General features: G+C 64.2%; 19 protein-coding genes and 3 pseudogenes. 16 read left to right on the top strand and 6 right to left on the bottom strand.

The genetic code is table 11. The features are described 5' to 3' along the window. Nucleotides 1–73 precede the first annotated feature (73 nt). The gene (locus AC1RGE_RS27110; protein ID WP_134532534.1) at nucleotides 74–331 is read right to left on the bottom strand and encodes a hypothetical protein; all 258 of its coding nucleotides are present in this window, start codon (nucleotides 329–331) and stop codon (nucleotides 74–76) included. 81 nt (nucleotides 332–412) lie between these two features. Here AC1RGE_RS27110 and putA point away from each other — a divergent pair, with 81 nt between their 5' ends. Both putA and AC1RGE_RS27100 read left to right on the top strand, forming a co-directional pair. Continuing rightward, nucleotides 413–4,366: a trifunctional transcriptional regulator/proline dehydrogenase/L-glutamate gamma-semialdehyde dehydrogenase gene (putA, locus tag AC1RGE_RS27105; protein ID WP_492585344.1), complete on the top strand. Its 3,954-nt coding sequence runs from the start codon at nucleotides 413–415 to the stop codon at nucleotides 4,364–4,366. Nucleotides 4,367–4,643: 277 nt separating this feature from the next. Beyond that, entirely contained in the window at nucleotides 4,644–6,446 is a 1,803-nt protein-coding gene (locus AC1RGE_RS27100; RefSeq protein WP_492585342.1) for an acyl-CoA dehydrogenase, read from the top strand. A 59-nt stretch (nucleotides 6,447–6,505) separates the two neighbouring features. On the opposite strand, the gene AC1RGE_RS27095 is transcribed toward AC1RGE_RS27100, so the two are convergent. The 4 genes and pseudogenes from AC1RGE_RS27095 to AC1RGE_RS27080 all read right to left on the bottom strand — a co-directional run bounded on the left by AC1RGE_RS27095 (nucleotide 6,506) and on the right by AC1RGE_RS27080 (nucleotide 9,091). Continuing rightward, the gene (locus AC1RGE_RS27095; RefSeq protein WP_492585426.1) at nucleotides 6,506–7,237 is read right to left on the bottom strand and encodes a methyl-accepting chemotaxis protein; all 732 of its coding nucleotides are present in this window, start codon (nucleotides 7,235–7,237) and stop codon (nucleotides 6,506–6,508) included. Nucleotides 7,238–7,372: 135 nt separating this feature from the next. Next, nucleotides 7,373–8,281: pseudogene (locus AC1RGE_RS27090) on the bottom strand (cache domain-containing protein); the annotation flags it as partial. A gap of 280 nt (nucleotides 8,282–8,561) precedes the next feature. After that, nucleotides 8,562–8,864, bottom strand: coding sequence for a cell division protein ZapA (locus tag AC1RGE_RS27085; RefSeq protein ID WP_492585340.1), 303 nt, complete (start codon nucleotides 8,862–8,864; stop codon nucleotides 8,562–8,564). Further along, nucleotides 8,861–9,091, bottom strand: a complete 231-nt coding sequence (locus AC1RGE_RS27080; RefSeq protein ID WP_015633896.1) for a hypothetical protein — start codon at nucleotides 9,089–9,091, stop codon at nucleotides 8,861–8,863. Before AC1RGE_RS27080 ends, AC1RGE_RS27085 begins: the two co-directional genes overlap by 4 nt. Nucleotides 9,092–9,396: 305 nt before the next feature. On the opposite strand from AC1RGE_RS27080, the pseudogene AC1RGE_RS27075 reads away from it, so the two are divergent. The 11 genes and pseudogenes from AC1RGE_RS27075 to trxC all read left to right on the top strand — a co-directional run. Next, nucleotides 9,397–10,173, top strand: a pseudogene (locus AC1RGE_RS27075) (MCP four helix bundle domain-containing protein); the annotation flags it as partial. After that, nucleotides 10,156–11,028: a methyl-accepting chemotaxis protein gene (locus AC1RGE_RS27070; protein WP_370505887.1), complete on the top strand. Its 873-nt coding sequence runs from the start codon at nucleotides 10,156–10,158 to the stop codon at nucleotides 11,026–11,028. The pseudogene AC1RGE_RS27075 and the gene AC1RGE_RS27070, both read left to right, overlap by 18 nt. Before the next feature lie 194 nt (nucleotides 11,029–11,222). After that, nucleotides 11,223–11,945: pseudogene (locus AC1RGE_RS27065) on the top strand (MCP four helix bundle domain-containing protein); the annotation flags it as partial. Between the two features lie 30 nt (nucleotides 11,946–11,975). Then, nucleotides 11,976–12,848, top strand: a complete 873-nt coding sequence (locus AC1RGE_RS27060; RefSeq protein WP_370059463.1) for a methyl-accepting chemotaxis protein — start codon at nucleotides 11,976–11,978, stop codon at nucleotides 12,846–12,848. 176 nt (nucleotides 12,849–13,024) lie between these two features. Further along, nucleotides 13,025–14,767 (top strand): potassium/proton antiporter, encoded by a 1,743-nt coding sequence (locus AC1RGE_RS27055; RefSeq protein ID WP_011058861.1) that lies wholly within the window; start codon nucleotides 13,025–13,027, stop codon nucleotides 14,765–14,767. Between the two features lie 62 nt (nucleotides 14,768–14,829). Continuing rightward, on the top strand, nucleotides 14,830–18,183 hold the full coding sequence (gene mscK / locus AC1RGE_RS27050; protein WP_011058860.1) for a mechanosensitive channel MscK: 3,354 nt from the start codon (nucleotides 14,830–14,832) through the stop codon (nucleotides 18,181–18,183). Between the two features lie 49 nt (nucleotides 18,184–18,232). Continuing rightward, nucleotides 18,233–19,696, top strand: a complete 1,464-nt coding sequence (selO, locus tag AC1RGE_RS27045; RefSeq protein ID WP_492585338.1) for a protein adenylyltransferase SelO — start codon at nucleotides 18,233–18,235, stop codon at nucleotides 19,694–19,696. A 174-nt stretch (nucleotides 19,697–19,870) separates the two neighbouring features. Further along, nucleotides 19,871–20,311, top strand: coding sequence for an IgaA/UmoB family intracellular growth attenuator (locus tag AC1RGE_RS27040; protein ID WP_492585336.1), 441 nt, complete (start codon nucleotides 19,871–19,873; stop codon nucleotides 20,309–20,311). 82 nt (nucleotides 20,312–20,393) lie between these two features. After that, a complete protein-coding gene (locus AC1RGE_RS27035) occupies nucleotides 20,394–21,338 on the top strand; it encodes a hypothetical protein (protein ID WP_011058857.1) in 945 nt (314 codons plus the stop codon). Between the two features lie 26 nt (nucleotides 21,339–21,364). Beyond that, the gene (locus tag AC1RGE_RS27030) at nucleotides 21,365–22,315 is read left to right on the top strand and encodes a hypothetical protein (RefSeq protein ID WP_230493584.1); all 951 of its coding nucleotides are present in this window, start codon (nucleotides 21,365–21,367) and stop codon (nucleotides 22,313–22,315) included. A 99-nt stretch (nucleotides 22,316–22,414) separates the two neighbouring features. Continuing rightward, nucleotides 22,415–22,849 (top strand): thioredoxin TrxC, encoded by a 435-nt coding sequence (gene trxC, locus AC1RGE_RS27025; protein WP_015633888.1) that lies wholly within the window; start codon nucleotides 22,415–22,417, stop codon nucleotides 22,847–22,849. A gap of 51 nt (nucleotides 22,850–22,900) precedes the next feature. On the opposite strand, the gene AC1RGE_RS27020 is transcribed toward trxC, so the two are convergent. Beyond that, nucleotides 22,901–23,671 carry a ParA family protein gene (locus tag AC1RGE_RS27020; RefSeq protein WP_011058854.1) on the bottom strand — a complete coding sequence of 257 codons (771 nt, stop codon included), beginning with the start codon at nucleotides 23,669–23,671 and terminating at the stop codon, nucleotides 22,901–22,903. A gap of 345 nt (nucleotides 23,672–24,016) precedes the next feature. On the opposite strand from AC1RGE_RS27020, the gene AC1RGE_RS27015 reads away from it, so the two are divergent. Genes AC1RGE_RS27015 through AC1RGE_RS27005 form a run of 3 tightly spaced genes read left to right on the top strand, consistent with a single transcriptional unit; the run spans nucleotide 24,017 to nucleotide 25,774 of the window. Further along, nucleotides 24,017–24,736: a beta-ketoacyl synthase chain length factor gene (locus AC1RGE_RS27015; protein ID WP_011058853.1), complete on the top strand. Its 720-nt coding sequence runs from the start codon at nucleotides 24,017–24,019 to the stop codon at nucleotides 24,734–24,736. Beyond that, nucleotides 24,712–25,533 (top strand): lysophospholipid acyltransferase family protein, encoded by an 822-nt coding sequence (locus AC1RGE_RS27010; protein WP_011058852.1) that lies wholly within the window; start codon nucleotides 24,712–24,714, stop codon nucleotides 25,531–25,533. The genes AC1RGE_RS27015 and AC1RGE_RS27010 overlap by 25 nt, the downstream gene beginning before the upstream one ends. Then, nucleotides 25,502–25,774: a phosphopantetheine-binding protein gene (locus tag AC1RGE_RS27005; protein WP_011058851.1), complete on the top strand. Its 273-nt coding sequence runs from the start codon at nucleotides 25,502–25,504 to the stop codon at nucleotides 25,772–25,774. The genes AC1RGE_RS27010 and AC1RGE_RS27005 overlap by 32 nt, the downstream gene beginning before the upstream one ends. Nucleotides 25,775–25,780 lie beyond the last annotated feature (6 nt).

The raw sequence follows: 25,780 nt of genomic DNA, 5'->3' as shown, positions 1-25,780 counted from the left end.
CGCCAAACGATGACGCTTGGGAGACGATCAGGCGGGCCGCGCATTTATGACTGATGTTTCCCCAGGAAAGCCATCAGCCGATGAACCAGTCCTGCAGGACGGTTGCACCTTGGCCGCGAATCCTATGCAACAAGACGAACAAGGTGCAACCAATTTGCGCCGAATCAGTTGCACCTTGTCCAAAAACTGGTCGTTGACGACGCTTTTGCTCCTTTTTGGAGCAAAAAATGGCGTTTTCAGAAGTAAAGGCACCAGTAGGAGGCAAGCCACTCCGTGCAGGAATTTTATTCCTGACAAGCTGCTTCTTTTTCCAGCTAAAAATGGGTTGCACCCGGTTGCACCTATTGCAGTGCGCGGATAATCTTGCCGCCAGCTGATGCCACACGTGCGTGGCAAACATGAGGATAAAAATATGGCTACCACCACCCTCGGGGTCAAACTCGACGACCCTACCCGCGAGCGCCTCAAGGCCGCCGCGGCCTCGATCGATCGTACGCCGCACTGGCTGATCAAGCAGGCGATTTTCAATTACCTGGAAAAACTCGAGGGTGGTGCAACCCTGACCGAGCTGAGCAGTGCCACCGCCAAAGACGGCGAGGATGCCGGCGAGGTACAGACCGATCACGCTCACCAATGCTTCCTGGAGTTCGCCGAAAGCATTCTCCCGCAGTCAGTGCTGCGCGCCTCGATCACCGCCGCCTACCGCCGCCCGGAACCGGAAGTGGTGCCGATGCTGCTGGAGCAGGCGCGCTTGCCGGCCGCCACCGCCGAAGCGGCCAACAAGCTGGCCGCCTCGATCGCCGAGAAGCTGCGCAACCAGAAGAGCGCCGGCGGCCGTGCCGGTATCGTCCAGGGCCTGCTGCAGGAGTTCTCCCTGTCGTCCCAGGAAGGCGTGGCACTGATGTGCCTGGCCGAAGCCCTGCTGCGCATCCCCGACAAGGGCACCCGTGACGCGCTGATCCGCGACAAGATCAGCACCGGCAACTGGCAGCCGCACCTGGGCAACAGCCCATCGCTGTTCGTCAACGCCGCCACCTGGGGCCTGCTGCTCACCGGCAAGCTGGTGTCGACCCACAACGAGGCCGGCCTGACCTCCTCCCTGAGCCGCATCATCGGCAAGAGCGGCGAGCCGATGATCCGCAAGGGCGTGGACATGGCCATGCGCTTGATGGGCGAACAGTTCGTCACCGGCGAAACCATCGCCGAAGCCCTGGCCAACGCCAGCAAGTTCGAAGCCAAGGGCTTCCGCTATTCCTACGACATGCTCGGCGAAGCCGCACTGACCGAGCACGACGCACAGAAGTACCTCGCGTCCTACGAGCAGGCCATCCACTCCATCGGCAAGGCCTCCCACGGTCGCGGCATCTATGAAGGCCCGGGCATCTCCATCAAGCTCTCGGCCCTGCACCCGCGCTACAGCCGCGCCCAGTACGAGCGCGTGATGGAAGAGCTGTACCCGCGCCTGCTGTCCCTGACCCTGCTGGCCAAGCAGTACGACATCGGCCTGAACATCGACGCCGAGGAAGCCGACCGCCTGGAGCTGTCCCTGGACCTGCTGGAGCGCCTGTGCTTCGAGCCGCAACTGACCGGCTGGAACGGTATCGGCTTCGTGATCCAGGCCTACCAGAAGCGCTGCCCGTACGTAATCGACTATGTCATCGATCTGGCCCGTCGCAGCCGTCACCGCCTGATGATCCGCCTGGTGAAAGGCGCCTACTGGGACAGCGAGATCAAGCGCGCCCAGGTCGAAGGCCTGGAAGGCTATCCGGTCTACACCCGCAAGGTATACACCGACGTTTCCTACATCGCCTGCGCACGCAAGCTGCTGTCGGTGCCGGAAGTCATCTACCCGCAATTTGCTACCCACAACGCCCACACCCTGTCGGCGATCTACCACATTGCCGGTCAGAACTATTACCCCGGCCAGTACGAGTTCCAGTGCCTGCACGGCATGGGCGAACCGCTGTACGAGCAAGTGGTGGGCAAGGTTGCCGAGGGCAAGCTGAACCGTCCGTGCCGCGTGTACGCACCCGTCGGCACTCACGAAACCCTGCTGGCCTACCTGGTACGCCGGCTGCTGGAAAACGGCGCCAACACCTCGTTCGTCAACCGTATCGCCGACCAGTCGATCTCGATCCAGGAACTGGTGGCCGATCCGGTGACCCAGATCGAACAGATGGCCACCCTGGAAGGCGGCTTCGGCCTGCCGCACCCGCGCATTCCATTGCCGCGTGACCTGTATGGCGCCGAGCGGGCCAACTCCGCCGGCATCGACATGGCCAACGAACACCGCCTGGCGTCGCTGTCCTGCGCACTGCTGGCCACCGCCCACAACAACTGGAAAGCCGCACCGATGCTCGGTTGCGCCGCCAGCAGCGAAACCCCGGCGCCGGTACTCAACCCGTCGGATCATCGCGACGTGGTGGGCCATGTCCAGGAAGCCACGGTGGAAGACGTCGACAACGCCATCCAGTGCGCCCTCAACGCCGCACCGATCTGGCAGGCCACGCCGCCGGCCGAACGCGCTGCAATCCTCGAACGCGCCGCCGACCTGATGGAAGGCGAGATCCAGCCGCTGATGGGCCTGCTGGCCCGCGAAGCCGGCAAGACCTTCGCCAACGCCATCGCCGAAGTGCGTGAAGCCGTGGACTTCCTGCGTTACTACGCGGTGCAGGCCCGCAACGACTTCAGCAACGACGCCCACCGTCCGCTGGGTCCTGTGGTGTGCATCAGCCCATGGAACTTCCCGCTGGCGATCTTCAGTGGCCAGGTCGCCGCAGCCTTGGCTGCCGGCAACCCGGTCCTGGCCAAACCGGCCGAACAGACTCCGCTGGTAGCCGCCCAGGCCGTACGCCTGCTGCTCGAAGCCGGGATTCCCGAAGGCGTGCTGCAACTGCTGCCGGGCCAGGGCGAAAGCGTCGGTGCCCGCCTGGTGGGTGACGAGCGCGTCAAGGGCGTGATGTTCACCGGCTCCACTGAAGTTGCGCGCCTGCTGCAACGCAACATCGCCGGGCGCCTGGACAACCAGGGCCGGCCGATCCCGCTGATCGCCGAAACCGGTGGCCAGAACGCCATGATCGTCGATTCCTCGGCCCTGACCGAACAAGTGGTCATCGACGTAGTGTCCTCGGCCTTCGACAGTGCCGGCCAGCGTTGCTCGGCCCTGCGGGTCCTGTGCCTGCAGGAAGATTCCGCCGACCGCGTGATCGAAATGCTCAAGGGTGCCATGGCCGAAAACCGCCTGGGCAACCCGGAGCGCCTGTCGGTGGACATTGGCCCGGTGATCGACGCCGAAGCCAAGGCCGGCATCGAGAAGCACATCCAGGCCATGCGCGACAAAGGTCGCAGCGTGTACCAGATGGCCATTGCCGACAGTGAAGAATGCAAGCGCGGCACCTTTGTCATGCCGACCTTGATCGAACTGGAAAGCTTCGATGAGCTGCAGCGCGAGATCTTCGGCCCGGTGCTGCACGTGGTGCGCTACAAGCGCAAGGAAATCGACCAGCTGATCGCCCAGATCAACGCTTCCGGCTACGGCCTGACCCTGGGCGTGCACACCCGGATCGACGAGACCATCGCCAAGGTGGTGGACAACGTCCACGCCGGTAACGTCTACGTCAACCGCAACATCGTCGGTGCCGTGGTCGGCGTGCAGCCGTTCGGCGGCGAAGGCCTGTCGGGCACCGGCCCGAAAGCCGGCGGCCCGCTGTACCTGTACCGCCTGCTGTCGACCCGCCCGGTGGATGCCATCGAGCAGTCCTTTGCCCGTGGCGACGCCGAGAACGCCCCGGACCTGCGCCTGCGCGAAGTCCTCAGCAAGCCGTTGAAAGCCCTGCAAGCCTGGGCCGAGAGCAGCAAGCTGGCGGAACTGGCGATCCTGTGCAAACAGTTCGCCGGCCAGTCCCAGAGCGGCATCACCCGGCAGTTGACCGGCCCTACCGGCGAGCGCAACAGCTACGCCATCCTGCCCCGCGAGCACGTCCTGTGCCTGGCGGAAGTCGAGGGTGACCTGCTGACCCAACTGGCAGCCGTGCTGGCCGTCGGTGGCTCGGCGGTGTGGCCGGAAAGCGAGATCAGCAAGGCGCTGTTCGCCCGCTTGCCGAAGGAAGTCCAGGCACGCATCCAGCGCGTGGCCGACTGGAGCAAGGACGAAGTGGTATTCGACGCCGTCCTGCACCACGGTGATTCCGACCAGCTGCGCAGCGTCTGCCAGCAGGTGGCCCAGCGTGCCGGAGCCATTGTTGGCGTCCAGGGTCTGTCCCAGGGCGAGACCGCGATTGCCCTGGAGCGCCTGGTGATCGAGCGCGCCCTGAGCGTCAACACCGCAGCGGCCGGCGGCAACGCCAGCCTGATGACCATCGGCTGAAGCCGATAGTCAGCACCATGGAAAAGAGCGCCCTCAGCGGCGCTCTTTTTTTTGCCCGACGCCATTTCCTGTAGCCGCTGCCGCAGGCTGCGATCGGCCGGAACGGCCGTAGCGATTTCATTGCCGCCGAAGTTCCTGCGGGACTAATCCCAGCCTTCGGCAGCGGCGACAGGGGCTGTGCCTGTTTGGCATCTTTATCACCCACATCAATCTTGCTATCCAGCCTTCATTCACGCGCCTAGACTCGGCCCATTCCCTATCCCACAGGTATGCCGCCATGTCCGAGACGCTGCTCAGTTCCCGCAATCTGGCCTTCGAACTGTATGAGGTACTCGACGCCGAGGGCCTGACCCAGCGCGAGCGGTTTGCCGAGCACAACCGGGAAACCTTCGACGCCGCCCTGGGCACCGCCCGCAGCATCGCCGAGAAGTTCTTCGCCCCGCACAACCGCAAGGGCGATGAGCACGAGCCACGCTACGAAGACGGCCAGGCGGTGCTGATCCCCGAAGTGAAACCGGCGGTGGATGCGTTCCTCGAAGCCGGCTTCCTGAATGCCGCCCGCAGTTTCGAGGCCGGCGGCATGCAACTGCCAACCCTGCTGTCCCAGGCCTGCTTCGCCCACTTCCAGGCGGCCAACGCGGCCTCGACCTCCTACCCGTTCCTGACCATGGGCGCCGCCAACCTGATCGAGAGCTTCGGCACCGAAGAACAGAAACAACGCTTCCTGCAGCCGATGATCGACGGTCGCTTCTTCGGCACCATGGCCCTGACCGAGCCCCATGCCGGCTCGTCGCTATCGGATATCCGCACTCGTGCCGAACCGGCCGCCGACGGCAGCTACCGGCTCAAGGGCAACAAGATCTTCATTTCCGGCGGCGACCACCCGCTGTCGGAAAACATCGTGCACATGGTCCTGGCCAAGCTGCCGGACGCGCCGCCCGGGGTGAAGGGCATTTCGCTGTTTATCGTGCCCAAGTTCCTGGTCAACGACGATGGCAGCCTGGGGCCGCGCAACGATGTGCTGCTGGCCGGGCTGTTCCACAAGATGGGCTGGCGCGGCACCACCTCCACCGCGCTGAACTTCGGCGATAACGGCCAGTGCGTGGGGTATCTGGTGGGCAAGCCCCATCACGGCCTGAGCTACATGTTCCAGATGATGAACGAGGCACGGATCGGCGTCGGCATGGGTGCGGTGATGCTCGGCTACGCCGGCTACCTGTATTCCCTGGAATACGCCCGCGAACGCCCGCAAGGTCGCCTGCCGGACAGCAAGGACCCGAGCACCGCGCCGGTGGCGATCATCCAGCACGCCGATGTGCGGCGCATGTTGCTGACCCAGAAGGCCTACGTCGAAGGCGCCTTCGACCTGGGGCTATACGCGGCGCGGCTGTTTGACGACACCACCACCCTGGCCGATGCGGCCGAGCGCCAGCAGGCCCACGAACTGCTGGACTTGCTGACCCCGATCGTCAAGTCCTGGCCTTCAGAGTTCTGCCTGAAGGCCAACGAACTGGCGATCCAGATTCTCGGCGGCCACGGCTATACCCGGGAGTACCCGGTGGAGCAGTACTACCGCGACAACCGCCTGAACCCGATTCACGAAGGCACCCACGGCATCCAGTCCCTGGACCTGCTGGGACGCAAGCTGGCGCAGAACGGCGGCGCCGGGCTCAAGCACCTGGTACGCCTGATTGCCGAGACCGGCGAGCGGGCCCGCGCCCATCAATCACTGGACGCCCTGCGCCTGCCCCTGGAACAACTGATAACGCGCCTGCAAAACGTGACGCTGGGGTTGCTGGGTGACCTGGCCAGCGGCAAGGTCACCGGCACCCTGGCCAACTCGGCGCTGTATCTGAAAGCCTTCGGCCATGCGGTGATCGGCTGGCGCTGGCTGGAACAGGCCATCCGGGCCGAGGAAGGACTGGCGCGAGCAGTGGCGGCGGATCGGGATTTCTACCTGGGCAAGTTGCAGGCCGCGCGCTACTTCCTGACCTGGGAAGTGCCAGGCTGCCAGCACGAGCTGGCACTGCTGGAAGCGCGGGACGATACCTGCCTGAGCATGCAGGACGCCTGGTTCTGAGGCCACCCAGGAGCCGGCTGCCGGCGAAGGCGCCCGGCCTGACGCACCGCGGCGGGTGGTCAGTGCAGCTTGAAGCCGCCCACCTGTCGGGCCAGGTCCTCGGAGAGGCGCTGCAGGGTCCAGCAGTCTTCACGACAGGCCTGGACTTCGGCCGCGGTGGCCCGGGCCAGATCGGAGATGCCCTGGACATTGCGGTTGATCTCTTCGGTCACCGCCGACTGCTCCTCGGTGGCGGTGGCCACTTGCTGGTTCATGTCGCTGATGTGCTCAACCTGCCCGGTAATCGCTGTCAGCGAAGCCCCGGTCTGCTGGCTGGACTGCACCCCGGTACCCGTGGCCGACTGCCCGGCATGCATGGAGGCCACGGCATTCTCCGCGCCCTGCTTGAGGCTCTGGATCATCTGCTGGATCTCGTCGGTGGAAGCCTGGGTGCGCTGGGCCAGGGTCCGCACTTCGTCCGCCACCACGGCAAAGCCTCGGCCCATTTCCCCGGCACGGGCTGCCTCGATAGCCGCATTGAGGGCCAGCAGGTTGGTCTGCTCGGAGACACCGCGGATCACCGCCAATACCTGATCGATGGAGGCCACCTGATGCGCCAGCTCACTGACAGCGCTGGCGGCCAGAGCAATTTCCCCGGACATGCTTTCGATGTGCCGGATCGAGCCGTCCACGACCCCCTGGGCCAGCTGGGCCTCATCCCGGGCCGCCTGGGACGCATCGGCCGCCTGCCCGGCATTGCGCGCGATGTCCTGGACGGTCAGGCCCATCTGGTGCACGGCCGTGGCCACCATGTCGGTCATTTCCTGCTGCCGCCCCGAGCGCTCGGCAGTGTTCTCCACCACCGCCGCCACCTGCCCCACAGATGAGCGCAGACGCTCGGTGGTGGCCAGTACTTCGCCGATCATGCCGTGCTGGCTGTCGAGAAAACGATTGAAACCCCGGGCCAGGTCCCCCAGCTCGTCGGCCCGGCTGGCATCCAGGCGCAGGGTCAGGTCGCCACCACCGCTGCCGATGGCTACCAGCCCGGCGGTCACCTGGCGTACCGGCCGCACCAGGCCGCGAGCCAGCCAGATCACCAGCAACAGGCAGACTAGGGCGATAGCCAGGCCGATGCCGGTGGTCAGCCACAAGGTTTGCCGGGCATCGGCGTAGATCTGCGCTTCGGGCACCTCGGCCACCAGCGACCACCCCATGCCCCGCAGTGGCAGGCTCAGGGCCACAAAGTCTTCGCCGTCGCGCACGAACCGGCTGCTGGCCAGCCCCTCGTGCCCCATGACCGCCTGGGCGGCCGACTCGCCGATCTGCTCGGACAGGTGCCGCTTGCCGCTGAACTGCGCCTCGGGGTGAACCTGGATCAAGCCGTCGGCGCGCACCAGATAGACCTTGCCGTGCTCGCCGAAGCTGAAGTCATGGATCAGTTGCGACAGCGCCTGCATCTTCAGCCCGAGCCCGGCCACCCCCACCAGCTTGCCGTCCTTCTTGACCCGCATGTCGATGAACATCGCCAACTCGCCGGTGGCCACATCGGTGTCGATGTTGAGCAGCCGCGGCTTGTCGCTGTCGATGAAGCTGTAGAACCAGGCGTCCTTGGGATTGGAACGGCTGAGGGTGCGATCCAGCCCCTTCTCGTTGTAGTAGTGGTTGGTCGCGGTGCCCACCATCAAGGTGGTGAAGGCCTGATTTTCGGCGCGGATGCCTTCCAGGTAGTCGACGAACACCTGGGCCTGGGCCGGATCCTCGCCGCCAGCCAGCCAATCGCGCAGCATGCCGTTGCTGGCAATGTCCCGGGCGACCGTCAGCGGCTGGGCGAGGATGCGTTCGATATCGTTGCGCATGGCTTCGATGCTCGAAGGCAGCGCCTTGTCCACCAGGTAGTTCTGGGTCAGGTGGTTGATCACCACGGTGTAGACCGCCACCACCACCAGCAGGCTGACCAGCAGGGCCGAGCCCATGCTGAGGACCAGTTGCCATTGAATACTGCGTCGCCAGAATTGCATGGAACACCTCTTTCTTATTGGTATAAGAGGCTGAAATGTCGCGCCAGCCGCGGAAGGTTGTATACAAACATTAGTTATGTTTGTCCAACCTATAACCCTGCGGCTGTGTGCAGTTCCGTCAGTTCTGTTGAATGGTCTTGGCAATGACCTCGACGGTGGCGCTCACTTGCTCCTGATAGCGCTCCAGTTCCTGGGCGTGGCGCTTCTGCATATCGATCTGCTGCGAGCACAGGTTCATCGCCGCGAGCACCAGCAGGCGCTCGCCGATCAGCGTCGGGTACTTCTTCTTGGTGTCGGCCAGGGCCGCCTTGAGCATCAGCGCAGCGTCCATCAGGGTCTGTTCTTCCCCGGCCGGCGCCTTGATCGAGTAATCCTCCCCCAGGATCGAAACGACCTTCACTCCATCGATGTGATGTCTCATGGATTGGCCGGGCTCGCGCTGACACGCTCAACCAGCGCCTGGATCCGGGCAGCGGTGGCGCCTTGCTTTTCTTCCTGCTCCATCAGGCTCAGTTGCAGGCTTTCGTTTTCATCCTTGGCCTGGTCCAGTTGTTCCTTGAGGGCTGCGTTCGTACCGAGCAGTTCCTGGTTCTGTACCACCAGGTCGCTGACCAGCTGTTCCAATTGGCTGAGGGATGCTTCCAACATTTTGATCTTCCGGGCTTTTTGCAAAGGGCGCGTACGATAAAGAAAAGTCACCCTGGATGCCAGGGTTATCCAGGCGCAAAGCCTTGATTTTACTGGCGATGACCCTTCCGCGAGAGCTGTTAGAGACTGTCATTCTGCGCTCCGGTTCCTGACGCCTCGTCGGAGTCTCGGACTTTTATGAACTTTCCCAGTTACGCATAAGAATTTTCTGAAACTGCATCCGCCGGTTCAAGAAGCCATTGTTCAACGCGATAGACAGGTACGTCCCTGATCCTGCCAGCGCAATAAAGCGCTCACCCGAGGTAATGTCCATGTCCCTGCGTTCCCTGAATATTGCCCCGAGGGCCTTCCTCGGATTTGCCCTGATCGGTTGCCTGATGCTGTTTCTCGGGGTGTTCGCCCTGAATCAGATGGGCAAGATCCGCTCAGCCACCGAGCGCATGAGCCAGGACACCATCCCGAGCATCAAGAGCGTCGATGAATTCACCCAGCTCAGCCTGCGCCAACGGGTCCAGGCCTACCGGCTGCTGCTCAACCGCGAACCCCAGGCCCAGCAGCAGACCCTGGATGCCATCGACCAGCGCAACCAGAAGATCGAAGAAGCCCGGGCCCAGTACCTGAAGCTCATCAGCAGCCCCGAGGAGCGCCTTGCCTACGAGCAATACGGCACGCTGCTGAGCCACCACCGGCAGTTGGAGAGCCAACTGATCGAGCTGTCGCACAACAACCAGCTTGAGGCCATGCAACAACTGCTCAATACCGACCTGATGGACAGCGCCGAAAAGATCAACGCGGTCCTCAACCAACTGGTGGAGATCAACAGCCATTACGCCACCGTCGCCGACGATGATGCTGCCGCTCAGTACCGCAGAGCCTTCAATCTGGTGGTGGGGCTGCTGGTGCTGGCCAGCGCCCTGACCCTGCTGTTCGCCTGGCGCCTGATCCGCAGCATCACCCAGCCCATCGCCAATGCCCTGAGTGCCGCCGAAGAGATCGCCGAAGGCAACCTGACCCGCCCCATCACGGTCGATGGCAGCGACGAAGCCGGGCGCCTGCTGCAAGCCATGGTCACGATGCAGGAAAAGCTGCGCGACACCCTGCAGAGTATTTCCGGCTCCGCCCATCAGTTGGCGTCGGCGGCCGAAGAGCTCAACAGCGTCACCGAGGAAGGCGCCCGCGGCCTGACCCAGCAGAACAACGAGATCGAACAGGCCGCCACCGCGGTCAATGAAATGACCAGCGCCGTGGAAGAAGTGGCGCGCAATGCGGTGAGCACCTCCGAAGCCTCGAAGAGCGCCACCACTTCCGCCGGCGACGGCCGCGACCTGGTGCGCGAAACCGTGTCGGCCATCGAGCGCATGAGCTCCGACGTGCAAGGCACCGCCAGCCTGATCGGCGATCTGGCCAACGAGTCCCGGGACATCGGCAAGGTGCTGGACGTGATTCGCGGCCTGGCCGACCAGACCAACCTGCTGGCCCTCAATGCCGCCATCGAGGCTGCCCGTGCCGGTGAGGCCGGTCGAGGTTTTGCCGTGGTCGCCGACGAAGTCCGCGCCCTGGCCCACCGCACCCAGCAGTCCACCAGCGAAATCGAACGCATGATCGGCAGCATCCAGAGCGGCACCGAGCACGCCGTGGACTCCATGCGCAACAGCACCGAACGCGCCGAATCGACCCTGAGCATCGCCCGGGGGGCCGGCCAGTCCCTGGACACCATCAACAGCGCCATCAGCGAAATCAACGAACGCAACCTGGTGATCGCCAGCGCCGCTGAAGAACAGGCCCAGGTGGCCCGTGAAGTGGACCGCAACCTGGTGAACATCCGCGACCTGTCGGTACAGTCCACCACCGGTGCCAACCAGACCCAGGCCGCCAGCAGCGAGCTGTCACGCCTGGCGGTCGACCTGAACAACCTGGTCACCCGATTCAAGCTCTGAAGCCCTTGCGCCCTGCTCCAGCTCCCGCCGTTGAGCGGTGGGGGCTGGTGAGGGTGGCGTTCAAGGCACCCCAGCAGGCAGGTACCGGACAGGCTTAATCCACGGCGAGACTCAAGACTTTAGTCGTACGACCGATAAGTCACGGTAGAGTCAGTCTCAAGCCCCGCACGGATGCGCCCTTTTTGGTACCTACCATGTCCCTTCGTAATATGAATATCGCTCCGCGGGCCTTCCTCGGCTTCGCCATGATCGGCGGCTTGATGCTGATCCTCGGGGTGTTCGCCCTGAACCAGATGAGCAAGATCCGCGGCGCCGCCGAAGACATCACGTCGAGCAGCGTGCCAAGCATCAAGAGCCTCGACGAATTCACCCAGTTGACCCTGCGCCTGCGGGTGCTGTCCTACCGCTTGCTGGTGAACCGTGAGCCGGACGTGCAGCAAAAGACCATCGAACTGCTGGAAATGCGCAACCAGCAGATCCGCGCCGCCCAGGTCATCTACGAAAAATTCATCACCAGCCCGGAAGAAAAATCCGCCTACGAGCAGTACCTCCAACTACTGGGCCAGTACCGGCAGATCGAAGAGCGGATGAAGAGCCTGTCGCGCAACAATCAGGTGGATGAGCTGCGCAACTTGCTCAACACCGAACTGCTGAACAACTCCGAAGCCATGAACACCGTGCTCAACCGCTTGCTGGAGATCAACACCCAGCAGACCGTGGACACCAACCAGCAAGCCGCCGAGCAGTACTCCTCGGCCTTCAACCTGGTGGTGGCGCTGCTGGTGCTGGCTACTGGCCTGACCTTCCTCTTCGCCTGGCTGCTGACCCGCAGCATCACCCAGCCCATCGCCAACGCCCTGGGCGCCGCCGAGGAAATCGCCGAGGGCAACCTGACCCGGCCGATCAAGGTCGATGGCAGTGACGAGGCCGGGCGCCTGTTGCAGGCCATGGCCAAGATGCAGGAAAAACTGCGCGACACCCTGCAGCGCATCTCCGGTTCCGCCACCCAGTTGGCTTCGGCGGCCGAAGAGCTCAACAGCGTCACCGAGGAAAGCGCCCGCGGCCTGACCCAGCAGAACAACGAGATCGAACAGGCCGCCACCGCGGTCAACGAAATGACCAGCGCCGTGGAAGAAGTGGCACGCAATGCGGTGAGCACCTCCGAAGCCTCGAAGAATGCCACCGCCTCCGCCGGCGACGGCCGCGACCTGGTGCAGGAAACCGTGTCAGCCATCGAGCGCATGAGCTCCGATGTGCAGGGCACCGCCAGCCTGATCGGCGACCTGGCCAACGAGTCCCGGGACATCGGCAAGGTGCTGGACGTGATTCGCGGCCTGGCCGACCAGACCAACCTGCTGGCCCTCAATGCCGCCATCGAGGCCGCCCGTGCCGGTGAGGCCGGTCGCGGTTTTGCCGTGGTCGCCGACGAAGTCCGAGCCCTGGCCCACCGCACCCAGCAGTCCACCAGCGAAATCGAACGCATGATCGGCAGCATCCAGAGCGGCACCGAGCACGCCGTGGATTCCATGCGCAACAGCACCGAACGCGCCGAATCGACCCTGAATATCGCCCGGGGTGCCGGCCTGTCCCTGGACACCATCAACAGCGCCATCATCGAGATCAACGAACGCAACCTGGTGATCGCCAGCGCCGCTGAAGAACAGGCCCAGGTGGCCCGGGAAGTGGACCGCAACCTGGTGAACATCCGCGACTTGTCGGTGCAGTCCTCCACCGGTGCCAACCAGACCAGTGCAGCCAGCAACGAGCTGTCGCGCCTGGCCGTGGACCTCAACGGCATGGTTGCCCGCTTCCGCCTCTGAAACACCCCGCCAGCCCTGGATGGCGCCGGTAAAACGGCGCCGGAATTCGCACCTGGGGAATCCGCCACTGTCGCCAAAAGCTTTTTGACAGTGGCGTATTTCAACAGGTTAGAATCGCTGGCACGCAGACTGCATGGTCAGCCTGCGCCCGCCTTTTTCGCCCTGGAGTACTGCCTTTGAATGCGACGACCATCAACAGCCTGTTCTTGATCGGCGCGTTGCTGGTAGGTGCGAGCATTCTGGTGAGTTCACTTTCATCGCGTCTGGGCATCCCGATCCTGGTGATCATCCTGGCCGTGGGCATGACCGCCGGGGTGGACGGCGGCGGCATCATCTTCGACAACTACCCGACCGCCTACCTGGTGGGCAACCTGGCCCTGGCCGTGATCCTGCTGGACGGCGGCCTGCGTACCCGGGTCGCGAGCTTCCGCGTGGCCCTGTGGCCGGCGCTGTCCCTGGCCACGGTGGGGGTGCTGATCACCACTGGCCTGACCGGCATGGCAGCCGCCTGGCTGTTCGACCTCAACCTGATCCAGGGCCTGCTGATCGGCGCCATCGTCGGCTCCACCGACGCCGCCGCGGTGTTCTCGCTGCTGGGGGGCAAGGGCCTCAACGAGCGGGTCACCGCCAGCCTGGAGATCGAATCCGGCAGCAACGACCCGATGGCGGTGTTCCTCACCGTGACCCTGATCGACATGCTCGCCAGCGGCCACACCGGCCTGCACTGGAGCCTGCTGACGGACCTGATCCGCGAGTTCGGCATCGGCGCGGTGATCGGCCTGGGCGGTGGCTGGCTGATGTTGCAACTGGTCAACCGCATCCACCTGGCCACCGGCCTGTACCCGATCCTGGTGGTGGCCGGCGGCCTGGTGGTGTTCGCCCTGACCAACGCCCTGCACGGCAGCGGCTTCCTCGCCGTGTACCTGTGCGGCCTGGTAATCGGCAACCGCCCGGTACGCAGCCGCCACGGCATCCTGCACATGCTCGACGGCATGGCCTGGCTGGCACAGATCGGCATGTTCCTGGTGCTGGGGCTGCTGGTCACCCCCCACGACCTGCTGCCCATCGCCCTGCCGGCCCTGGGCCTGGCGCTGTGGATGATCCTGTTCGCCCGACCGCTGTCGGTGCTGGTGGGCCTGGCGCCGTTCAAGGCCTTCCATGGCCGGGAAAAGGCCTTCATTTCCTGGGTCGGGCTGCGCGGTGCGGTACCGATCATTCTCGCGGTGTTCCCGCTGATGGCCGGGCTGCCCAATGCCCAGCTGTACTTCAACCTGGCGTTCTTCATCGTCCTGATCTCGCTGCTGGTGCAGGGCACCAGCCTGCCGTGGGTGGCCAAGTGGCTGAAGGTGACGGTTCCACCGGAGCCGGCACCGATCTCCCGGGCGGCCCTGGAGGTCCACGTCACCAGCGAGTGGGAGCTGTTCGTCTACCGCCTGGGGGCGGAGAAATGGTGCATCGGCGCCGCCCTGCGGGAGCTGAAAATGCCCGAGGGCACGCGCATCGCCGCACTGTTTCGTGGCCAGCAACTGCTCCATCCGTCGGGTAGTACGGTGCTCGAAGCCGACGATCTGCTGTGCGTGATCGGCCATGAACACAACCTCCCGGCCCTGGGCAAACTCTTCAGCCAGGCTCCGGAACGCGGCCTGGACCTGCGCTTCTTCGGTGACTTCGTGCTCGAGGGCGATGCCCAGCTGGGCGCGGTCTCGGCGCTCTACGGGCTCAAGCTCGACGGCCAGGACGCAGACATGCCGCTGGGCGCCTTCATCGCCCAGAAGGTCGGTGGTGCACCGGTGGTCGGCGACCAGGTGGAATGGAACAACACCATCTGGACCGTGGCCGTGATGGACGGGAACAAGATCGGCAAGGTCGGCGTCAGATTCCCCGAAGGAAGTCGCCCCGGCCCCGGACTCTTCCTCTAAACTGCGGAACGCGCCAGCCCCCGGCATGGCGCCCCCTATTCCTACTTGCTTGACCGACCTCTATGCCTATCCTGCGTAAATTTTTCGCTGTTGCCCTGCTGGGCCTGAGCCTCTCTGTCGGCGCGGTACAGGGCGGTGACCCGCCCAGCGCCGAGGCGGTCCAGCAGAGCCTGGACAAGATCGCCGAGCGCAAACTGCCGGAGGCCGACCAGAAGGCCCTGCAGACCCTGCTGCAGAACACCCTGAACCAGCTGGCCAACAAGCAGAACTATGAGCAGCGCCTGAGCGATCTCAAGCAGCAATTGAGCAATGCCCCGCGCCAGACATCGGAAAACCAGCGCGAACTGGCCCGCCTGAAAGCCAGCAAAGTGGTCCCGGTGATCCAGCGCTACGGCTCATTGCCGGTATCGCAGCTCGAACAGCTGCTGACCGAACGCACCAGCCTGCAGGGCGACCTGCAAAAGGCCCTGGCCGACGCCAATACCCTGGACATCACCGCCCAGACCCGCCCCGAGCGCGCCCAGGCGGAGATCAGCAGCAGCCAGACGCGCATCCTGCAGATCAACGCCGCACTCAAATCCGGCAAGGACGGCGGCAAGCTGCTCAGCGCCGACCAGCGCAACCTGCTCAACGCCGAGCTGGCAGCGATCAACGCGCTGATCCCCCTGCGCCGCCAGGAGCTGGCCGGCAACAGCCAATTGCAGGATCTGGGCAGTAGCCAGCATGACCTGCTGATGGAAAAGACCGCGCGCCTGGAGCAGGAAATCCAGGACCTGCAGACCCTGATCAACCAGAAGCGCCTGGCCCAGTCCCAGGAAACCGTGACCCAGCAGTCCATCGAGGCGCAGAAGGCCGGGAGCAGCAGCCTGCTGGCCACCGAGAGCGCCAGCAACCTCAGGCTCTCCGACTACCTGCTCAAAAGCACCGACCGCCTCAACGAACTGACCCAGCAGAACCTGCTGACCAAGCAGCAGCTGGACAGCGTGACCCAGAGCGATGCGGCCCTGGACGAGCAGATCAACGTGCTCAAGGGCAGCCTGCTGCTGTCGAAGATCCTCTATAAACAGAAGCAGGCCCTGCCGCGCCTGAAACTGGACCGCGACCTGGCGGACGAAATCGCCGACATCCGCCTCTATCAGTTCGAAGTCAATCAACAGCGCGAGCTGCTGGGCAGCCCCAGCACCTACGTCGACAACCTGCTCAAGAACCAACCCCCGGAACAGGTCACGCCACAACTGCGCCGGACCCTGATCGATCTCGCCATCACCCGCGCCGACCTGCTGGAGCGCCTGAACCGCGAGCTGAGCGCGCTGCTCAATGAATCCATCACCCTGCAGTTGAACCAGAAGCAACTGCTCAGCACTTCCCAGAGCCTGCGAGCGACCCTCGACGAGCAGATGTTCTGGATCCCCAGCAACAAGCCGCTGGACGCCGAGTGGCTGCAAAGCGTCCCCGTGCGCCTGGAGCGCCAGGTCACTACCCTGCCCTGGGCCTCCAGCCTCAGCGAACTGACTGACGGCCTGGCCCAGCGGCCACTGCTGTTCCTGCCCCTGGCGTTGCTGTTCGGCGCCCTGCTGTGGCGGCGCAAGGCCCTGTATGCGCGCCTGAACAAGGTGCACAAGGACATCGGCCATTTCAAACGCGACAGCCAGTGGCACACACCGCTGGCGATCCTGGTGAACATCCTCCTGGCGATGCCGGTGACCCTGGTCCTGGCCCTGTGCGGCTACGCCCTGCAGATCGACGCCCGTGGGCAGAACGCCAACCTCGGCGCCGCGCTGCTGCAGATCGCCCAGGCCTGGCTGGTGTTCTATACCGCCTATCGGATCCTCGCCCCCGGCGGCGTGGCGGAACTGCATTTCCGCTGGGAAAAACCCCAGGTGGAATTCCTCCAGGGCTGGGTCCGCCGCCTGGGGCTGGTGGTCCTGGCACTGGTGGCCGTGGTGGCGGTGGCCGAGCACCAACCCGCGGCCCTGGCCGAGGACGTGCTGGGCATCGCCGTGGTGCTGACCTGCTATGCACTGATGGCCTGGCTGCTGAGCCGCCTGCTGCTGAGCAGCCCGACCCACCAGAACACCTCGCTGTTCCGCAAGGCCGTGGGCGTGCTCTTCACCCTGCTGCCGATCGCCCTGTTCATCGCCGTGTGCTTCGGCTACTACTACACCGCCCTGAAACTCAGCGACCGGCTGATCAACACCCTGTACCTGCTGATGTTCTGGCTGGTGATCGAGGCCACCTTCGTCCGCGGCCTGAGCGTGGCGGCCCGGCGCCTGGCCTACCAGCGCGCGCTGAGCAAGCGCCAGGCCGCCAAGGAAGCCGGGGAAAGCGGCGAGGCGGTGGTGGAAGAGCCGACCCTGGATATCGAGAAGGTCAACGAGCAATCCCTGCGCCTGATCCGCCTGGCCCTGCTGGGCGGCTTCATGGCGGCGCTGTACTGGGTATGGGCAGACCTGATCACGGTGTTCTCCTACCTGGACAACGTCACCCTCTACGAATACACCAGCGGCACCGGCGCCAACATGAGCATGGTGCCCATCAGCATCGGCGACGTCATCGGCGCGCTGATCATCGTCGGCATCACCTTCGCCCTGGCGCGCAACCTGCCTGGCCTGCTGGAGGTACTGGTGCTGTCCAAGCTGGACCTGGCCCAGGGCAGCGCCTATGCCACCACCACCCTGCTGTCCTACGCCATTGCCGGGATAGGTTTCGTCGCCACCCTGTCGACCCTGGGGGTCAGCTGGGACAAGCTGCAATGGCTGGTGGCCGCCTTGTCCGTGGGCCTGGGCTTCGGCATGCAGGCGATCTTCGCCAACTTCATCTCCGGCATCATCATCCTGTTCGAGCGCCCGGTACGGATCGGCGACACCATCACCATCGGCAACCTGTCGGGCACCGTGAGCAAGATCCGCATCCGCGCCACCACCATCACCGACTTCGACCGCAAGGACATCATCGTCCCCAACCAGACCTTCATCACCGGGCAGTTGATCAACTGGTCGCTGACCGACACCATCACCCGGGTGACCCTCAAGCTCGGCGTGGACTACGGTTCGGACCTGGACCTGGTCAAGGAACTGCTGCTCAAGGCTGCCCGGGAGAACCCGCGGGTACTCAAGGAACCGGAACCCCATGTGTACTTCCTGAACTTCGGTGAAAGCACCCTGGACCATGAGCTGCGCATGCACGTGCGCGAGCTGGGGGACCGCAACCCGGTGGTCGACGAGGTCAACCGCTTCATCAACCGCGAGTTCAAGAAACAGCACATCAACATCTCGTTCCGGCAGATGGAGGTCTACCTGAAGAACCTCCACGGCCAGGAATACAAGATGGTGCCCATCGAACCCGAGGCCAAGACCATAGTCCCGGTGGCCGAGGGCAAGCCGCTGCAGGAACCGCCGGCCAGCAAACTCGACTAAGGCCTCTTTCCCCAGCAGAATACTCGGACATTCTGCTGGGAGATGGCCGTTGAAAGCCCTCGACGAACTGACCTTCGACAACCGCTTCGCCCGCCTGGGCGACGCCTTCTCGACCCACGTACTGCCCGAACCCCTCGACAACCCGCGGCTGGTGGCCGCCAGCCCTGGCGCCATGGCGCTGCTGGACCTGGACCCGGCCGTGGCCGAAACCCCGGTGTTCGCCGAACTGTTCGGCGGGCACAAGCTGTGGGCCGAGGCCGAGCCCCGGGCGATGGTCTATTCCGGGCATCAGTTCGGCTCCTACAACCCGCAATTGGGGGACGGCCGCGGGCTGCTGCTGGGCGAGGTCTACAACCAGGCGGGAGAACACTGGGACCTGCACCTGAAGGGCGCCGGCCAGACGCCCTATTCGCGCATGGGCGATGGCCGCGCGGTGCTGCGCTCGTCGATCCGCGAATTCCTTGCCTCCGAGGCCCTGCATGCCCTGGGCATTCCCAGCAGCCGCGCACTGTGCGTGATCGGCTCGGACACTCCGGTATGGCGCGAGAAGCAGGAGCGCGGGGCCATGGTCCTGCGCCTGGCACCGAGCCATGTCCGCTTCGGCCATTTCGAGTATTTCTACTACACCAAGAAACCCGAGCAGCAGAAGCAGTTGGGGGAGCATGTACTGGACCTGCATTTCCCCGAGTGCCAAGAGCTGCCTGAACCCTACCTGGCGATGTTCCGCGAGATCGTCGAGCGCAATGCCGAGCTGATTGCCAAATGGCAGGCCTATGGCTTCTGCCACGGGGTGATGAACACCGACAACATGTCGATCCTGGGCATCACCTTCGACTTCGGCCCCTTCGCCTTCCTCGACGATTTCGACGCCCACTTCATCTGCAACCACTCGGACGATCAGGGGCGCTACTCCTTCAGCAACCAGGTACCCATCGGCCAGTGGAACCTCAGCGCCCTGGCCCAGGCCCTGACCCCGTTCATCAGTGTCGAGGCGCTGCGCGAAAGCCTGGGCCTGTTCCTGCCGCTGTACCAGGCCCACTACCTGGACCTGATGCGCCGGCGCCTGGGCTTCACCCAGGCCGAGGACGACGACCAGCAGCTCGTGGAACGCCTGCTGCAACTGATGCAGAACAGCGGCGTCGACTACAGCCTGTTCTTCCGCCGGCTGGGGGAGCACGCCCCGGAGCAGGCGCTGGCACGGCTGCGGGACGACTTCGTCGATCGCAACGGCTTCGACGCCTGGGCCGAGCTGTACCGGGAACGGGTCGCCCGCGATCCGATCCAGGGCCAGGACCTGCGCCGCGCGCGCATGCACGCGGTCAACCCGCTGTACATCCTGCGCAACTATTTGGCGCAGAAGGCCATCGACGCCGCAGAAGCCGGGGACTACAGCGAAGTGCGCCGCCTGCATCAGGTGCTGAGCCGGCCTTTCGAGGAACAGCCCGGCATGGACAGCTACGCCGAACGCCCGCCGGAGTGGGGCAAGCACCTGGAAATCAGCTGTTCGTCCTGAGTCGGGCGAAGCTGTCCATCGATACCTTCAAGCCCTAGGCCAACCTGCGGACCTGCCGCAGGTTGAGCCGGCACTTGCCGTCCAGCACTGGCTCAACCTGGGATTGCGCATGGACCCGCCACTGACGGGCAGGGATAATGCGCGCCCTGATTTCCAGTACCTGCAAGGATGCACATGAACCTGTTCTTCACCCTGGCCACCCTCGCCCTGGCCGTCTTCAGCCTGGTGTCGGTCGTCATCTACCTGAGTCGCCGCGCCAAGTACCGCATGAACCTGCAGGACCTGCACCTGCACGGTAAGGCGCACCGCAGCATTACCCAGGCCGAACTGGACGAGCTGGCCAAACAGACCGCCAGCCTGCAACGCATCCAGGGCAGCGGCGGCATGTCCTACAAGCCGATCAGCGACAGCGTCTATCTGATTAGCGGCAGCACCGCGAGCGACGGGCTGGAACTGCAGGTCCAGTCGGTGAAACACATGTCGATCGCCGGTATTCCCGTGGAATTTCCCTTCCCGATGGAAAGCTTCCTGGCCGACAACAACCAGGCCGAAGTGGTGATCGCCAAGAAGTTCGCCGTGGTCATCGGCCTCAACGGACATCGCCTGGCCCAATGACGCACTGGCGGCCTGGCTGCCACCTTCACCGCTCGCCCATGCCCCGAGCCCTGCCACCATCGCTGCCCTGCAAGAGTCCGCCATGAAACGTCGCTACCTGCTGCTGTTGCCCCTGCTGCTGTCGCTGGCCGGGTGCAAGGAAGACTTCGCCACCCTGCACTTCCAGGAGTCGGTGCGCTCCGACCCCAAGGCCGGCCCGCAATACTCCGACCAGTTGGTGCACGAGGCGTACAAACACAGCATTTACACCGCGCTCGGCGCCCAGGGCCTGGACCCGGACGCCATCGCCCTGGAGCGGGACCAGGAGGACGACAAGGTCATTCACCTGCGCCTGGTGGACTACTCCCTGAGCCCGGAACAACGGGGCAGCCTCAAGGCCATCCTCGAACAGGTCGTCAGCGCGCGAAATGCCAGCTCGATGAACCTGCGCCTGGAGCTGGACAACGCCCATGCCAAGGTCACCCCTTCCGGCACCAGCGACCTGCCGGACAACATCGACGCCACCCTGGCGTTCGAGCCGGAGTTCGGCATGCTGCTGGACCGCAGCTACGAAGACAGCATGCAGGCCATCGTCAACGCGAGCGAAATCGAAGGCCCGGTCAGTTGCAAGATCACCGCGCGCCTGGCCATGCCCAGGCCCTTGAAACTGATCGCCTACGAAGCCCTTGAACAGGACAACAGCGAGCGCGGCCTGATCTCCTTGCTGACCCGCGGCGGCAGCATTGCCAAGGTGCCACTCAAGGTACATTTCGATGACCCGGACCTGAACCGGCTCCTGCAGCACAAAACCGTCCAGGCCTGGCCATCCAGCTCGAAGATCACCCGGCCCGCCCCGGTGCCCCTTGACGAATTCGCCATCGTCATCGGCTCCATCGGCGTCCAGACCCTGACCTCGGCCCTGGCCTTCGACACCCGCAAGGACGAGCTGCAAGCGCTGTGCGACCAGAAGATGCAGGCCCTGGGCCGGCCGTTCACCTTTCACATGGGCCGGACCCTGGATCGCCTGACCAGCGTCGATTACCGCTAACAGCCACTATGCGACCAGGATTTCCATTGAACCGACGTCTCTCCACTGCCGCCCTCTTGCTGATGCTGCTGACCGGCTGCAAGCAGACCTACCTCACCCTGCATTTCCAGGAAGAAGTGGGTAACCCCCAGCAGGCCCGGATAGTGCCGTACTTCGCAGAGGCCATCACTCAGATGGCCGCCGGGATCGGCATCGAACCCGACGCCATCGGCCTGGAAATGGACCGCAAGGACGACAAGACCCTGCATATCAGCCTGGACAGCAGCGTGCCCGAACCCCAGCGCCAGCGCCTGCAAGCGCTGTTCAGCGAAATTGTCGAGGCACGCGCAGCCGGCACCTTCGAAGCCGTTCTGGAGATCGCCCCGCAAACCGGGAGATACACCACCCCCGAGTACCGCAAAAGGGCCATGGCCTTGCCGCGACGCTTCTCCCTGGCGCTGGAGCCGGTGAAATACGCCGACGTGCTGTTTCATTACTCGATGGAGGAGTTGATCAGCGGCAAGCTCGCGGCCACCGGCACGCCCAACGAGGCGTTCTGCCAATACCAGGCCACCCTCCAGGCGCCGGGCATGCCGTTCAGCCAGATGGGCAGCAAGGCCGGTAGCGGCACAGGGGATTACAACGTGTATCTGGAGTGGAAAGACGGCAAGCGCGAACCGGCGCAATACTTGTTCGGCAACATCACTTTCGCCAACCCCACGCTCAACCAGATGCTGTTCGACAACCGCATCCAGCTGTCCGCGATCAAGACCTCCTGGGACACGCGAGCGGACCGCCGGGCCGACCGCGTCGGTTTCAGCGTCGGCTCCCTGGGCCTGCAGTACCACGAGGACGGGGAGATTTCCCCGTTGCAACACATCGGCTTCATGGGCAGGTGCGAGGGCATGGCCATGGCGCTGGGGCGGCCCTTTACCTTCTACATCGGCCGCTCCATGGACCGCCTGGTCAGCGTCGAACTGGCCCCGCCCAGCGCATGAGCCCTGGAGCCGCAACGGCTCCAGGCCGACCGCTGCGACTTGATATTGCCCCCGGGCGCCGCCATCTAAGGCGCTCTACCCTGTTTGCGGAGCCCGACCATGTCCGACCCACTGCTGATCCCCTGCCCGCACTGCAACGGCCTCAACCGCATTCCCGCCGAGCGCCTGGGGGACCACCCCAAGTGCGGGCGCTGCAAGGCCGAGGTCTTGCTGAGCAAACCCTTTGACTTGAAACAGGGCGACTACGCCAGCCAGATCAAGGGCGACCTGCCGTTGCTGGTGGATGTATGGGCAGACTGGTGCGGGCCGTGCAAATCCTTTGCGCCGGTCTTCCAGCAAGCCGCCGCGCAGCTCAGCGGCAAGTGCCGCCTGGCCAAGCTGGACAGTGAAGCCAACCCGCAGCTGGCGGGGCAATTGGGGATTCGCTCGATCCCCAGCCTGATTCTGTTCAAGAACGGTCGGGAAGTAGCCCGGCAAAGCGGCGCCTTGCCACTGCCGCAATTGTTGAGCTGGCTGCGCAGCCAGGGGATTTGACGCAGCGCCAAGAGCCGCAGGCCAAACCCTGCGCTCATGGCCTCTTGAGGGTCAGGCGTTTTCCAGCAGGTTGTGCAGGTCGACGAATTGCTGGGTCAGCTTGTGTCGTGGGTCCAGGTGGATCAGCGGCATGCTGGCCTGGTGGGATTCACGCATGCGCACCGAGCTGCCCAGGTACACCGGCAGCACTGGCAGGCCCTCGCTGATCAGTTCGTCGAGCATCTGCTGCGGCAGGCTGGCCCGGGCCTGGAACTGATTGACCACGATGCCCTCGACCTCCAGCCCCTCGTTGTGGTCTTCCTTCAGCTCTTCGATCTCCGCCAGCAGGCCGTACAGGGCCTGGCGGGAAAAACTGTCGCAGTCGAAGGGGATCAGCACACGATCAGCGGCGATCAGCGCCGATACCGCGTAAAAATTCAGGGCCGGCGGGGTATCGAGGTAGATCCGGTCGTAATCCTCGGCCAGTTCGTCCAGCAATTTGCGCAGCTTGTTGATCTTGTGCTTGGCCTCAAGCTTGGGCTGCAGGTCCGCCAGCTCGGCGGTGGCCGTGATCACGTGCAGGTTGTCGAAGGGGGTCTCGTAGATATCCACCTGGTTTTTCTTGGCGAACGGTCCGGACGACAGGGTTTGCTTGAAAAAATCGGCAATGCCCATGGGAATGTCCTCGCCGGTCAGGCCGGTGAGGTACTGGGTCGAGTTGGCCTGGGCATCCAGGTCCACCAGCAAGGTGCGATAGCCCTCGCTGGCGCTGACCGCCGCCAGATTGCAGGCAATACTGGATTTGCCCACGCCACCTTTCTGATTGAACACCACACGCCGCATGTCTAGACCTCCCTGTATCAAAGATCACCGAGTGTAGTAGGCCACGCGGCCCCTTAGCTACCTTGCTGTCACACAGATTTTCCTTGCCCGCAGCCCTGGCACAAACACCGGGCAATGTCGGCCCCGAGGCCGACCTGGGACTGAAAGACTTCAGATAGTGGCAAAAAGACACCTCGCATCGCGTCGGATTTTTCGCTTTTGCGACCAACAGGCCAAGGAGCATTTGCTACAAGCCAGTCGCACCGGGATAATGCGCGCCACTGACGCCTTCGCGTCACTCAGGCCAATCGCCGATCGAAGCGATATGCCGCGTCAAGGAAGCCCGCAGGGGCGGGATGAAATCAAGTGATCAAGTTCAACATCGCTCAATGGCGTGCGTGGGCCCCTGGGCTCGAAAGCGTGGACGCCTGGCAGGCCTGGAGCCGTCAACCGGCCCTGCCTGAAAACAGCGATGCCGCCCCCGATGTGTCCTTTCTCCCCGCCATGCAGCGACGCCGTCTCAGCCGCCTGGCGCGCATGGCGTTCAGCGTCGGCTGGCCCCTGGCCGAGGGCCTGGAACAACTGCCGCTGGTGTTCATCTCCCGGCATGGCGAAACCCCGCGCACCTTCGAGATTCTCAGCGACCTGGCCGCCGAGCAGCCGTTGTCGCCCACCCAGTTCAGCCTCTCGGTACACAATGCAGTGATCGGCCTGTGGTCGATCATGCGCGGCGAAACCAGCGAAATGACGGCCCTGGCCGCTGCCGGCGATGGCCTTGAGCATGGCCTGCTGGAGGCGGCCACGCTGCTGGCCGACGGCGCCCCCCATGTACTGCTGGTGATCACCGAGGAACAACCGCCCGAGGCCTATGCCAGCTGGATCGACGACGTGCCGTTCCCCTATGCCCTGGGCCTGCTGCTGACCCCCGGCGACGACTGGCAGTTGTCCCTGGGCAGCCATGACGGTCAAACGCCCAGGGCCCAATGGCCCCACGCCCTGAATCTGCTGCGTACCCTGCTGGGCGCGCAGACCTTTTGCCAACATGCCTGGATGAATCGTGTATGGACCTGGCAACGCAACCACTGAGCGCCAAGGGCCGCAATGCCTACTATTGGCGCCTGACGGCCACGGCGCTGAGCTTTGCACTGTTCGGAATAGGTGGTTTGTGCCTGCGCCTGGTGATTTTCCCCCTGCTCGCCTGCCTGCCCGGCGACGCCCAGCGCCAGCGCCAGCGGGCGCGCAAGACCGTCAGCCGGCTGTTCTGGCTGTTTATCCGCTTCATGGCCAGGAGCGGCGTGCTCACCTATGAGGTCCAGGGCGCCGAGCGGCTCGGGCGACCGGGGCAGATGATCATCGCCAACCACCCCTCGCTGATCGACGTGGTGTTCCTCATCGGCCTGGTCCGCGACGCCAACTGCGTGGTGAAGCAGAGCCTGTGGAACAACCCCTTCACCCGCGGCCCGGTGCGCGCCACCCAGTACATCAGCAACGACGGCAGCATGGACATGCTCGACAGTGCCTGCGGGGCGCTGCAAGCAGGCCAGACCCTGATCGTCTTTCCCGAGGGCACCCGCACCCAGCCGGGTGCCGCTCCGGCCTTTCATCGGGGAGCGGCGGCCATTGCCCTGCGCGGTGCGAAGATCATCACCCCGGTGGTGATCCGGGTCAGCCCCAGCACCCTGACCAAGGCCGAACCCTGGTACCGCATCCCGCAACGCCGTGTGCACTTCAGTTTTCACGTCGGTGCCGATATAGACCCACAGACCTTTGCAGCCCAGGGCCCGGCGCCCCAGGCTTCGCGCAAGCTCAATGAGCACTTGCACCATTTTTTCATTAAGGAGCTCGCCAGAGATGAGCGATACACACCCGGACCTGATGCTTGAAATCAAACTGCTGATCATCGACGCCCTGGGCCTCGAAGACATCAGTGCCCAGGATATCGGCAACGACCAGACGCTGTTCGGCGAAGGCCTCGGCCTGGACTCGGTGGATGCCCTGGAGCTGGGCCTGGCGATCCAGAAGAAGTACGGCATCAAGATCGACGCCGACGCCAAGGACACCCGCAACCACTTCAGCAACGTGGCGAGCCTTGCGGCGTTCGTCACTGCAAAACAGGCAGCTTGAGAACCG

Source organism: Pseudomonas sp. GW823-FHT02C05, assembly GCF_058797595.1.
Note: the sequence above shows the minus strand (reverse complement) of the source record. Positions and strands in the feature narration are given on the sequence as shown.